14 protein-coding genes are annotated in these 12225 nt (G+C 34.8%); all 14 read left to right on the top strand.

The genetic code is table 11. From position 1 onward, the window contains the following. Positions 1-6: 6 nt before the first annotated feature. Positions 7-447, top strand: coding sequence for a flagellar assembly protein FliW (gene fliW, locus WDJ61_RS16380; RefSeq protein ID WP_338751629.1), 441 nt, complete (start codon positions 7-9; stop codon positions 445-447). 6 nt (positions 448-453) lie between these two features. Further along, positions 454-672, top strand: a complete 219-nt coding sequence (gene csrA, locus WDJ61_RS16375) for a carbon storage regulator CsrA (protein WP_338751627.1) — start codon at positions 454-456, stop codon at positions 670-672. 234 nt (positions 673-906) lie between these two features. Continuing rightward, entirely contained in the window at positions 907-1722 is an 816-nt protein-coding gene (gene hag, locus WDJ61_RS16370; RefSeq protein WP_338751625.1) for a flagellin Hag, read from the top strand. A 206-nt stretch (positions 1723-1928) separates the two neighbouring features. Continuing rightward, entirely contained in the window at positions 1929-2744 is an 816-nt protein-coding gene (hag, locus tag WDJ61_RS16365; protein WP_338751623.1) for a flagellin Hag, read from the top strand. Positions 2745-2805: 61 nt separating this feature from the next. Then, a complete protein-coding gene (locus WDJ61_RS16360; protein WP_338751621.1) occupies positions 2806-4599 on the top strand; it encodes a motility associated factor glycosyltransferase family protein in 1794 nt (597 codons plus the stop codon). A 5-nt stretch (positions 4600-4604) separates the two neighbouring features. Continuing rightward, positions 4605-4967 (top strand): hypothetical protein, encoded by a 363-nt coding sequence (locus WDJ61_RS16355; protein WP_338751619.1) that lies wholly within the window; start codon positions 4605-4607, stop codon positions 4965-4967. Next, a complete protein-coding gene (locus WDJ61_RS16350) occupies positions 4964-6208 on the top strand; it encodes a motility associated factor glycosyltransferase family protein (RefSeq protein ID WP_338751617.1) in 1245 nt (414 codons plus the stop codon). Before WDJ61_RS16355 ends, WDJ61_RS16350 begins: the two co-directional genes overlap by 4 nt. 36 nt (positions 6209-6244) lie before the next feature. Then, positions 6245-7213: a UDP-N-acetylglucosamine 4,6-dehydratase (inverting) gene (pseB, locus tag WDJ61_RS16345; RefSeq protein WP_338751615.1), complete on the top strand. Its 969-nt coding sequence runs from the start codon at positions 6245-6247 to the stop codon at positions 7211-7213. A gap of 123 nt (positions 7214-7336) precedes the next feature. Beyond that, a complete protein-coding gene (locus tag WDJ61_RS16340) occupies positions 7337-8065 on the top strand; it encodes a glycosyltransferase family protein (protein WP_338751613.1) in 729 nt (242 codons plus the stop codon). A gap of 10 nt (positions 8066-8075) precedes the next feature. Then, a complete protein-coding gene (pseG, locus tag WDJ61_RS16335; protein ID WP_338751611.1) occupies positions 8076-9179 on the top strand; it encodes a UDP-2,4-diacetamido-2,4,6-trideoxy-beta-L-altropyranose hydrolase in 1104 nt (367 codons plus the stop codon). Continuing rightward, entirely contained in the window at positions 9179-9748 is a 570-nt protein-coding gene (gene pseH / locus WDJ61_RS16330) for a UDP-4-amino-4,6-dideoxy-N-acetyl-beta-L-altrosamine N-acetyltransferase (RefSeq protein ID WP_338751609.1), read from the top strand. The genes pseG and pseH overlap by 1 nt, the downstream gene beginning before the upstream one ends. After that, positions 9726-10409, top strand: a complete 684-nt coding sequence (locus WDJ61_RS16325; RefSeq protein ID WP_338751607.1) for a methionyl-tRNA formyltransferase — start codon at positions 9726-9728, stop codon at positions 10407-10409. The genes pseH and WDJ61_RS16325 overlap by 23 nt, the downstream gene beginning before the upstream one ends. 1 nt (position 10410) lies before the next feature. Further along, positions 10411-11103, top strand: coding sequence for a PIG-L family deacetylase (locus tag WDJ61_RS16320; RefSeq protein ID WP_338751605.1), 693 nt, complete (start codon positions 10411-10413; stop codon positions 11101-11103). Positions 11104-11123: 20 nt separating this feature from the next. After that, on the top strand, positions 11124-12176 hold the full coding sequence (gene pseI / locus WDJ61_RS16315) for a pseudaminic acid synthase (RefSeq protein WP_338751603.1): 1053 nt from the start codon (positions 11124-11126) through the stop codon (positions 12174-12176). The last annotated feature ends 49 nt before the right edge of the window (positions 12177-12225 follow it).

Raw genomic sequence — 12225 nt, 5'->3', positions numbered from 1 at the left:
TACACAATGATCATTGAAACAAAATATCACGGACAGGTTGAGATTCAGGAAGAAAAGATATGGACATTTACTCAAGGAATTCCTGGCTTTGCGGAGGAAAAACAATTCATTCTGCTTGCACTCCCTGACAACGACGTATTTTTTATTTTGCAATCAACGAACACACCGAATCTTGGTTTTGTTGTTACCAGTCCATTTGCTTTCTTTCCAGACTATGAGTTTCAATTGGATGAGGTAGCTATCGATGCATTACGGTTAGATCAAGCGGAGGAAGCAGCTATCTATACAATCTTAACGGTTCAAGATCCTTTTGAGAAAACAACAGCTAACTTACAAGCACCGATTGTTGTGAATACGAAAAACAACAAGGCAAAGCAAACCATTTTAAATGATAGCCGCTATGAAACGCGTCATGCCATCTTCCCGGTTGGCGCTAAAAAGGAGTGAGCCAGTATGCTAGTCCTAACAAGAAAAACAGGAGAAGCCATCCAAATAGGCGACGACATTGAACTGACCGTCATCAGCATCAAAGGCGACCAAGTCAAACTTGGCATTAACGCGCCAAAGCATGTCGATATTCATCGGAAAGAAGTGTATCTCTCCATTTTAGAAGAAAACCAGTCGGCAGCAGTTGAGATTAAAAATGTATTTAATTTATTAGCGGAAAAATAAATTAGCCATAAAAAGAACGTCAACATCAAGACGGTTTTACTTTTTTTAACCGTTCGTATGTTTGACAAAGAAAAAACAAAAATATTTTTATAAAACTATTAAACAAATTTCTTCTCGTCCGATATTAAATATGTAGTGGGGAAGACAGGGCGGCCGACCGACCGACCTGTACAACTCGCAAAAAAACTAGTGTTCACATGGATGTGAACGACCTATTCAAGGAGGAACTATCCAATGAGAATTAACCACAATATCTCGGCGCTTAACACACACCGCCAATTTACAGCGAATTCAGCAAATGCACAAAAGAACATGGAGAAATTATCTTCAGGTCAAAGCATTAACCGTGCAGGCGACAATGCTGCAGGTCTATCAATCTCAGAAAAAATGCGTGGACAAATCCGCGGTCTTGAGCAAGCATCTCGTAACTCTCAAGATGGGATCTCTTTAATCCAAACGGCTGAAGGTGCGCTAAACGAAACACATGAAATCCTTCAACGTATGCGTGAGCTATCAGTTCAAGCAGCGAACGATACAAACGTAACAGCTGACCGTACAGCGATTTCTGATGAGTTAACTCAATTACAAAGCGAAGTTTCTCGTATTGCTAATGAGACAGAATTCAATACACAGAAGTTAATCGCATCAAAAGGGTCTTATACATTCCAAGTAGGTGCTAATTCAGGTCAAACGATTAAACTTGATATTAACACAATGACAGCAACTGCATTGGGATTAAGTGCTGCTGCAATCAAAGTAGATACAACTACAAATGCTCAAGCAGCTGTTACTGCTATCAATGACGCTATTACAAAAGTTTCTAAAGAACGTTCAAACCTAGGTTCTGTTCAAAACCGCTTAGAGCATACAATCAATAACTTGAATACAGGTGCAGAGAACTTAACAGCTGCAGAATCACGTATTCGTGACGTTGATATGGCGAAAGAAATGATGGAATTCACAAAGAATAACATCCTTTCTCAAGCAGCGCAATCAATGCTAGCTCAAGCAAACCAACAGCCACAAGGCGTTCTTCAATTATTACGTTAATTAACTGAAGAATAAGTGGAAAAAGAGTTTCGGTGACGAGACTCTTTTTTTCTATTAGAAACAAAAAAAATTTTAAAAAACTATTAAATAACTCTTTTCTTCACCGATATTAAATATGTAACGGGGAAGACAGGGCGACCTGGACGATCCGCAAAAAACTAGTGTTCACATGGATGTGAACAACCTATTCAAGGAGGAACTATCCAATGAGAATTAACCACAATATCTCGGCGCTTAACACACACCGCCAATTTACAGCGAATTCAGCAAATGCACAAAAGAACATGGAGAAATTATCTTCAGGTCAAAGCATCAACCGTGCAGGCGACAATGCTGCAGGTCTATCAATCTCAGAAAAAATGCGTGGACAAATCCGCGGTCTTGAGCAAGCATCTCGTAACTCTCAAGATGGGATCTCTTTAATCCAAACAGCTGAAGGTGCGCTAAACGAAACACATGAAATCCTTCAACGTATGCGTGAACTATCAGTTCAAGCAGCGAACGATACAAACGTAACAGCTGACCGTACAGCGATTTCTGATGAGTTAACTCAATTACAAAGCGAAGTTTCTCGTATTGCTAATGAGACAGAATTCAATACACAGAAGTTAATTGCAGCATCAGGATCTTATACATTCCAAGTAGGTGCTAATTCAGGTCAAACGATTAAACTTGATATTAACACAATGACAGCAACTGCATTGGGATTAAATACTGCTGCAATCAAAGTAGATACAACTACAAATGCTCAAGCAGCTGTTACTGCTATCAATGACGCTATTACAAAAGTTTCTAAAGAACGTTCAAACCTAGGTTCTGTTCAAAACCGCTTAGAGCATACAATCAATAACTTGAATACAGGTGCAGAGAACTTAACAGCTGCAGAATCACGTATTCGTGACGTTGATATGGCGAAAGAAATGATGGAATTCACAAAGAATAACATCCTTTCTCAAGCAGCGCAATCAATGCTAGCTCAAGCAAACCAACAGCCACAAGGCGTTCTTCAATTATTACGTTAATCAATATAAAAGGCAACCAGCTACTAGGGTTGCCTTTTTTTAAAAAGAAGGATGAATGACAATGAAACACATAGATAACCAAGAACTAGAATTGGAAATAAATACTGCATTTGAAGTTGTTCAATCTAAACAAAATTTGCCGATCATGAAAGTGAAAGGTTATTTAACAAATAGTAAATACGATCCTAAAAGAGAAGCAAGTAAAATAGCTGAAAAAAACTTTAAAAAGCACTATATTCATATTCTAGTAGGCAGTAGCGGTGGTTATATTGCTGAACAATTGTGTGAAAAGTTATCTAATGAAGATCGTTTAATCATTATCGAACCGAACGAAAAGGTTTTTGAAGAGTCGCAAAACCTCGGTTTATTTAAAAATCTTCAAAATGAAACAAAGGTAGATTTCATAACGGGTGTACAGCTTGAGGAAATTGAAAAAAAATTAGCTATAATTTGCAATGCATATAATAATAGAATCCAACTCATCATATCTCCTAATTTCGAAAAAATATATCCCTTATTTACGAAAAAAATAATTTTGTTAATTAAAGAAATGTTAATGTTAAATGTAGTTGATAAAAATACATGGAGCTTTTTTGCAGAAGGTTGGCAAGAGAACTTTATGGAGAACTTATATTTTTCTTTTTCATCCACTCCATTTAATTACTTTAACAAGAAATTTACTCATCCTGTTGTTATCGCTTCGGGGGGGCCATCACTAAGTAAGCAATTGCCTCTTTTAAAAGAATATCGAGATAAGGTTATATTATTATCTGCTGGCTCAACGATTAACACCTTGTTACAAAATGAACTAATTCCAGATGCGATTGTTTCAATTGATGGTGGGATAGCCAATTATAAACACTTTGAACAATTACATCAGTTAGACGTACCTTTATTTTATGCCATTACCTTACATAAAGATATTTTAAAAATGTACGAAGGAAGCAAAGTATTTTTTAATAATACAAGCCATCTGAATATAAGTAAATTAACGAATGAGGTAATAGAAAATGATATTCATGATGTGATAGGTGGAGCATCTGTTGCTAATTATTGTTTAGATATTGCCAATCAAATGACTACCGGCCCTATTTGTTTAATTGGTCAAGACCTTGCGTATACGGATAACAGTACTCATGCGGCTGGTAATAAAGGACAAAAAGAGCTTGATCCACAATTCATTAAAGATAGGAAAATGTTCACTGTTATTGGATACGGTGGAGAAGAAGTTTGGACGGATTATCCGTTTGTTTCAATGAAAAAAGGGTTTGAAGATTATATAAATTATGTTCATACGTTAGATCAACCGTCTAAAATTTATAATTGTACAGAGGGTGGCGTTGTTATCGATGGAATGGAGCATATTTTATTCCAACAGTTTTTAAGTGAAAATTGCCATACACCTATTTCTTGTTCGATCAAAGCATTGTTAGAAGAGATAAATTATAATAGAAGTCAAGAAGAGTGGAACAGGTTTTATGAACGGATACACAAGGAGAAATTTAAGAATAGGAAAGTTATTAATGTTAGTGAAGAAGCAGTGAAGATTTTAGAGAAAATGGATGCTGAAAACCCGGTATTTCAACAGTCAGTAAATAAAAAATTATCTAAGCTTGATAAACAATTAACGAGATTACTAGAAGATGAATTTTTGCTTTATTTATTTGGAGAAGTATTTAAACAAGTAAACAATTATTTTCTTGAAAAAGAAAATGAGACAGAAGAAGAAACTCATCTGAGGATTTATCATAAATCAGTTGTTTTATATAAAGGAATTTTAGACGCTTCGCAAAAAGCGGAAAAGTGGTATGAAAACTTATTAAGTAATATTAAAAAAGAACTGGCAACGGAGTGAGTAGAGTGGATCAACAATTAATCGTAGATAATATTGAATTTTTGAAAGAATATATTCCGAAATTGATTGTCGCAGTTGAACAAGAAGTAGACTTTCTAGTGAAGAATGAGGAAAAGGAAGCTCTTCAGCTATTACCGTCTATTTTTGAAGGGTTAGAATGGACGAACCGATCTGTAAGCAGCTTACAAGCACTTGGATATATGATTGAAAGTGATATTGAAGAAAGAAAAGGCCTTCTAGAAGAGATGGAGCAAGCATTTCAAATTAAGGATTTCGTATTATTAAGTGATTTATTTGAATATGAGGTGCTGGAGTGGTTAAAAAAATGGTTTGAACAACTTCAACATATGGACGGTCAACTCAATTGAAATTCGAACTAATTGAAACAAGAACGGCTCCCACTGTAAAGGTGTGTAAAGCAGAGAACCACTTTTACTTGCATAGTAAGTATGATCCATTAAAAGAAGCTACGAAGTGGGTAAATGGAATTGAGCAAGAAAAGCTCCAAGCAAAGGAGATAATGGTGCTTGGATGCGGTGCAGGGCATCATATTCAAGTGCTTAGAAAAATCTGTCCAAATAAAAAAATAGTTGTTTATGAATTGAATTCATATTTCTATGATTGGATCATCCAAACAAAAGCAATAGATGCTCTATTACAAGATGAAAATATTACCTTTCGTGTCATTCGTTCGAATACAGATCTGTCTGACCTTGCTAACGAGCTAAAAGAAGAAATGATTATATTTAAACCTGCTTTAAACATGGTAGATGATCGCTTTAAAGAAATGGTTCATATACTTGAAAATTACCTCATTCAAGAACGAACGGTGAAAGACCAAGGACAAGATTTGATTGAGAATTTTTATAAGAATGTTCAATTAGAGGATCAAGGGTTAAAAGCGTTCAATTTTAAAGATTCAACAAAGGCTGTTCTTGTGTCAGCAGGACCTTCTTTAACGAAGCAGTTACCTCTATTAAAGCAAGCAGAAATGAGCGGGGAATTTATCATTGGTTGTGTCGGTACAGCTTTTATTCCTTTGCTTACATTTGGTATTAAACCGGATTTTGTGATGATTGCTGACCCTAAAGAAGCGATTGCTGAACAACTAGCTATTGAACAAGCTGAAATTCCGCTCTTCTACTTAAGTACAGCCAGTTCAAAGGCGGTCATCAATTATCGAGGTCCTCGCTTTGTCGTGTGGCAAAAAGGCTTTCCATTAGCTGAAGTCGAAGCTGGCAAGAGAAATGAGCCGTTGATTGCTACAGGAGGATCGGTGGCTACTTGTCTTTTAGATGTATTAGTGACTTTAGGAGTAAAAAGTATTGCTTTAATCGGTCAAGATTTAGCGTTTACGGATCAAAAAAGTCATGCTGAGAATACTCACGCTCAAAGAAACATAAAAAATTCACCATTTTTATTAAAAGTAATGGATTATTACCAAAAGAAGTATGTTTACACTTCGCGAAATTTACAAGTATATTTAAAATGGTTTGAAAGATATGTTGAAAGCAATACAGATGTGGAGTTCTTTAATTGTACTGAGGGAGGAGCTTACATAAAGGGATGGAAACATCGTCCTTTTGCTGAGTACATCAAGAATGTTTAAAACAAGTTTTATATTACATAAATAAGGATGAGAACAATGAATTTGGAAAATAAGACGGTATTAGTAACTGGAGGGACTGGTTCATTCGGTCAAAAGTTCATTAAAAGAGCCCTTCAACAAAATGTAAAAAAAGTGATCGTATTTAGTCGTGATGAATTAAAGCAGTATGAAATGGCGCAAGAATTTACTGACCCGCGTATGCGCTTTTTCATTGGTGATGTTCGTGATAAAGAGAGATTATATCGAGCATTTGACGGTGTTGATATTGTCATTCATGCGGCAGCGCTTAAGCATGTAGGAGCTTGTGAATATAATCCATTTGAAGCCATTAAAACGAATATTCATGGAGCTCAAAATATCATTGAGGCAGCTATTGATCGAAATGTGAAGAAAGTGATTGCGCTTAGCACGGATAAAGCAGCAAGCCCAGTAAATCTTTACGGTGCGACAAAGCTTGCTTCAGATAAACTGTTCGTAGCAGCTAACTCCTATGTTGGTGAAAGAGAGACAAAATTCTCTGTTGTTCGTTACGGAAATGTAGTCGGTAGTCGTGGTAGTGTTGTTCCTTTCTTTAAGAAGATTAAAGAAACAGGACGACTTCCAATTACAGATGAACGCATGACTCGTTTCTGGATTACTCTTGATCAAGGGGTTCAATTTGTACTTGATAACTTACAACGTATGCACGGTGGCGAAATTTTTGTACCAAAAATTCCGAGCATGACAGTCACAGATTTAGCTAGAGCTATTGCTCCTGAATGCGAAATCGATATTATTGGTATCCGTCCAGGAGAAAAATTACATGAAGCTATGATTATGGAAGATGATGCTCGTCATACGAAAGAATTTGATACTTATTATGTTATTCAACCAGAGTTCCCTTGGTGGTCAGAAGAATATACAGCTGCAGGGCAGTCACTACCAGATGGATTTAAGTATACAAGCGATAGTAATACTGAATGGCTGACTGTTGAAGAACTGAGAGAATTAGTTGAAGAAATGTAGAGGTTCCTGCATTTCTTTTTTTAGATTAAATTTGTTAAAAGAGGAGCCGGATTTTTTATTGATTATAAAAAATTACTAAGACTATTTCGTCAAATTTTACACATTGAAAGTTAGGTGATTTTAATGAAAATAGTAGCAGTTATTCAGGCTAGAATGGGATCAACCCGTCTACCGGGAAAAATACTAAAGAAAGTAATGGGGAAAACATTACTAGAATACCAACTAGAACGTGTCAAGCGATCAAAGTTAATCGATGAAATTGTTGTAGCTACCACAAGTAAATCTAGTGATGATGTTATTGTGAATTTATGTGAAGAACTCGGCATTCACACTTATCGTGGGTCAGAAGATGATGTACTATCGCGTTATTATGAGGCAGCTACAGTATATAAAGCAGATGTCGTTGTTCGTTTAACTTCTGATTGTCCAATTATTGATCCGGAAGTGATTGATCAGGTAGTGCGAGTATATTTGAATCATCAAGGGGCCGTTGACTATGTATCAAATACGCTTAAGCGGACATTTCCTAGGGGGATGGATACAGAAGTGTTTTCTTATCAAGCATTAGAGCAAGCATATCAACAAGCTAATTTATATAGAGATAGAGAACATGTGACAGCTTATTTTTATACAAATCCAGAGAAATATCAACTGAAAAATGTCAAATCATCAAATAATAGTAGTCGACATCGTTGGACTGTAGATACAGAAGAAGATTTCGAACTGATTACTAAAATTATTTCTAATCTCTACCCACTAAAGTCTTCTTTTACATTAAGAGATGCTTTGGATTTACTAGAAGAACATAAAGAATGGTCTAAAATTAACGAGCATATAGAGCAAAAAAAATAGGGTGAGTAAAATGAACATTTTAGTAAGGGTGGATTCCTCAACACAAATAGGTAGTGGGCATGTAATGAGATGTCTTACTTTGGCTGATATTTTACAAAAAAAAGGTATCTGTGTGGAATTCATTTGTCGAGAATTGCAGGGTAACTTAATATCTTTTATTTCACAAAAAGGATATCGCGTACATATTTTGAAGAAAAATAATACTATTCAACAAGGCAATGCGAGTTATTTAAAACATGCTTTGTGGTTAGAAGTATCAATGGAGCAAGACGCTAAAGAAACGTGTGAAATAATTAGTCAATCTAACAAAGAGTTTAATTTATTAATTGTAGATCACTATGCGTTAGATATTAATTGGGAAAAACAAATAAAAAAGCATGTGAAAAAGATTATGGTAATTGATGATTTAGCAGACCGTAATCACCTTTGCGACATACTATTAGATCAAAATTTTTATAAAAATCAAGAATCACGGTATGATAATAAAGTACCCTTTAACTGTAAAAAATTCCTTGGACCTAATTATGTATTGTTAAGAGAAGAATTTTATAAGTTAAGCCCAAGTTCAAGCCGTTTAAAAGTAGAAAGAATTATTTTATTTTTTGGTGGTACCGACCCGACTAATGAGACGATTAAAGCAATAAATGCTTTTTTAAGTTTAGTCAAATCAGAAGTGAGAGTCGATGTAATAGTAGGCACAACAAATGCTAATAAAAAAGAGATTGAAGAACTATGCTATGCACAGGATAACATTGAGTATCATTGCCAAGTATCTAATATCGCTGAGCTTATGAGCAGAGCTGATCTTGCGGTAGGAGCTGGAGGAACAGCTATATATGAAAGGTGCTATGTTGGATTACCCACCATTGTTGTTACTATAGCAAACAACCAAGAAGCAATCGTAAGAGATTTACATGATGAAGGACATATATATTATCTTGGAAAAAAAGAAGAAGTATCAGAAAGTGATTTAGCCAGAGCAATGCTTTATTTTATTTCAAATGAACAAATACGAAACAAATTATCTAATTCTGCTAAGTCATTACTTTCCAATAACAAAAAGTATGTAGCCAAATTAATAGCTGAAATTATAGAGCAAGGATGTAATCAATAATGTATAAGCTGACAAAACTAGCTATATCTCAAAAAATACTTATATGGAAGTGGAGAAATAAAAGACATATAAGAGAAGCGATGTATAACAGTGAAAAGATCAAGCTACAAGATCATAATAGGTGGTTTGAAAAAATTATCAACAGTGATACAGATATCTACTTTGTTCTATTATTTGATAATAAACCAATAGGGTTAGTATATTTTAATAATATAGATGATAAAAATAATAAATGTCATTGGGGGTTTTATATTGGTGAGGACTCTGTACCTAAAGGCTCTGGAAGCGCAATGGGGTATTTAGGTTTAGAGTATATATTTAATGAGTTGAAATTTCACAAAGTCATAGGTGAAGTGTTGGAACGAAACACTAAGAGCATCAACTTTCATGAAAAAATGGGATTTATAAAAGAAGGAAATCTTAGAAAAGAAATTTTAAAAAATGGTGATTATATAGATATTATTCGATATGGAATATTAAAAGAAGAGTGGATGAATAAGAAAGAGGAATTGAAAAAAAATTTAACCAATGAAGGTGTTAATCTAAATGAATATCGTCATAGCATATAATCAACCTTGGTATGAGAAAATTGCAGATAATATTTTTAAAAAAAACCAAAAGGTTAAAGTTTTTACAATTACGGATCCGAGTAGTTTAAATGAAGCAGTTTTAGAAGAGATAGATCCATATTATATCTTTTTTCCCCATTGGTCTTATATTATCAAAGAGGATATTTATTCTAAATATAAATGTGTTATTTTTCATATGACTGATTTACCTTTTGGAAGAGGAGGTAGCCCGCTTCAGAATTTAATTTCAAGAGGTATATACGAGACAAAAATTTCTGCTTTACAGTGTGTTAAAGAACTCGACGCAGGACCTATTTATTTAAAAAAGTCTTATTCTTTATTTGGAAATGCAGAAGAAATTTATATGAGAGCATCTGATACAATTGAAGACATGATTCAATACATAATTGAATTTGATCCGAAACCAAAACCTCAACAAGGAGAAGTGGTCGAATTTGCAAGAAGAACACCAGAAGAAGGGAATATTGAAAATGTTGAGGGCTTACAAGAAGCTTTTGATTACATAAGAATGCTTGATGCTGAGGGATATCCTAAAGCCTTTGTGGAAGTGGGTAATTTTATAATTGAATTTGAAAGGGCTTCTTTAAAAAAAGATCATGTACATGCTGATGTAAAAATCAAATTGAAAGAAGGAAAATAAAGTGAAGACAGTATTAGTAATCGCTGCTCATCCAGATGATGAAGTATTAGGGTGCGGTGGAACAATGGCTAGACATGTTCAAGAGGGTGATGTTGTCTATTCAGTCATTTTAGCTGAAGGAATTACAAGTAGAGATAAAAAAAGAAATAGAGATATACATGCAGAAGAATTTGATATTTTATATAATGCTGCAAAAAATGCAAATGATATTTTAGGGGTTCAACATATAAAATTATTTGATTTTCCAGATAATCGGATGGATTCTTTAGATAGATTAGATATCGTCAAAGTAGTTGAAGAATTAATTAATGATATTAAACCTAATGTTATTTATACCCATCATATTGGGGATGTGAATATTGATCATAGAAGAATTCATGAAGCTGTAGTAACAGCTGTGCGTCCTATTCCAGGAAATCATTATGTTGATGAAGTGTTATATTTTGAAACAGCTTCTAGTACTGAATGGATGACACCAGAGTCTGCTCCTGCATTTAAACCAAATTGGTACATTAATATTGAGCAAACATTAGAATTGAAATTGAAGTCTTTAGAAGCATATGAATATGAAATGAGAGAATGGCCTCATGCTAGATCAATAAAAGCGCTAGAGTATTTAGCGAAATGGAGAGGAGCAAACATCGGTGTCGAGGCAGCTGAAGCATTCATGTTGGGAAGAAAAATTATTAAGTAGTTTTGAAAGAGGATGATACCATGAAAGAAATTATTGTGTTAGATAGGAACATTGGCAATGGACATAAACCATTCATCATCGCAGAAATGTCCGGAAATCATAATCAATCATTAGATAGAGCTTTGGCAATTGTAGAAGCAGCCGCTAAATCTGGAGCACATGCTTTGAAAATTCAAACGTATACTGCTGATACGATGACGCTTAATATAGAAAATCCAGATTTTGTTATTAATGATAAAGATAGCTTGTGGAAAGGGAATTCTCTTTATAAGTTGTATCAACAAGCTTATACTCCATGGGAATGGCATAAACCTATTTTTGATCGTGCTCGTGAGCTAGGAATGATTCCATTCAGTACTCCGTTTGATGAAACAGCGGTTGATTTCTTAGAAGAGTTAGATATACCGATGTATAAAATTGCGTCATTTGAAAACAATGACATTCCATTGATAAAAAAAGTAGCCTCAACAGGTAAGCCAATGATTATTTCTACAGGTATGGCGACAGTGGCAGAGTTAGACGAAACAGTTCGAGCGGCACGCGAAGCAGGATGCAAAGATTTAATCTTACTAAAATGTACTAGCACTTATCCAGCAACACCAGAGAATACGAATATCTCAACTATCCCTCATATGAGAGAGCTTTTTGATGTTCAAGTTGGACTGTCTGATCATACGATGGGGATTGGAGTTGCTGTTGCGAGTGTTGCATTAGGTGCCACAGTAATAGAAAAACATTTTACCCTTTCAAGAGCAGAGGGTGGAGTAGATTCTGCCTTTTCCATGGAGCCAGAAGAGATGAAAGCTTTAGTAATCGAAACAGAGCGAGCTTGGCAGGCAATGGGACAAGTAACATATGGACCGACAGAAAAGGAGAAAGCTTCTTTAAAATTTAGACGATCTTTATATGTAGCAAAAGACATTAAAGTTGGAGAAAGATTTACGAACGAAAATATTAAGGTTATTCGTCCAGGCTACGGGTTGGAACCAAAATATTATGATCGTATTCTTCAATCGGTTTCAAACAAAGATATGAAAGCTGGAACTCCTTTGAGTTGGGAGCATTTATTGTAACATAAATATACTATATGGTTGGGGATTTTAAAAATGCTCTTCTAATAGT

It is taken from the genome of Bacillus sp. FJAT-52991 (assembly GCF_037201805.1).
Taxonomy (GTDB): Bacteria; Bacillota; Bacilli; order Bacillales; family Domibacillaceae; genus Bacillus_CE; species Bacillus_CE kandeliae.
This window is presented reverse-complemented; position numbering and strand designations above follow the sequence as displayed.

What these genes read in the sequence shown, in the direction of transcription:
- WDJ61_RS16360 (WP_338751621.1), top strand. Translation starts at nt 2,806, where the DNA reads ATGAAACACATAGATAACCAAGAACTAGAATTGGAAATAAATACTGCA.
- csrA (WP_338751627.1), top strand. Translation starts at nt 454, where the DNA reads ATGCTAGTCCTAACAAGAAAAACAGGAGAAGCCATCCAAATAGGCGAC.
- pseB (WP_338751615.1), top strand. Translation starts at nt 6,245, where the DNA reads ATGAATTTGGAAAATAAGACGGTATTAGTAACTGGAGGGACTGGTTCA.
- hag (WP_338751623.1), top strand. Translation starts at nt 1,929, where the DNA reads ATGAGAATTAACCACAATATCTCGGCGCTTAACACACACCGCCAATTT.
- WDJ61_RS16340 (WP_338751613.1), top strand. Translation starts at nt 7,337, where the DNA reads ATGAAAATAGTAGCAGTTATTCAGGCTAGAATGGGATCAACCCGTCTA.
- hag (WP_338751625.1), top strand. Translation starts at nt 907, where the DNA reads ATGAGAATTAACCACAATATCTCGGCGCTTAACACACACCGCCAATTT.
- pseH (WP_338751609.1), top strand. Translation starts at nt 9,179, where the DNA reads ATGTATAAGCTGACAAAACTAGCTATATCTCAAAAAATACTTATATGG.
- pseI (WP_338751603.1), top strand. Translation starts at nt 11,124, where the DNA reads ATGAAAGAAATTATTGTGTTAGATAGGAACATTGGCAATGGACATAAA.
- WDJ61_RS16325 (WP_338751607.1), top strand. Translation starts at nt 9,726, where the DNA reads ATGAATATCGTCATAGCATATAATCAACCTTGGTATGAGAAAATTGCA.
- pseG (WP_338751611.1), top strand. Translation starts at nt 8,076, where the DNA reads ATGAACATTTTAGTAAGGGTGGATTCCTCAACACAAATAGGTAGTGGG.
- fliW (WP_338751629.1), top strand. Translation starts at nt 7, where the DNA reads ATGATCATTGAAACAAAATATCACGGACAGGTTGAGATTCAGGAAGAA.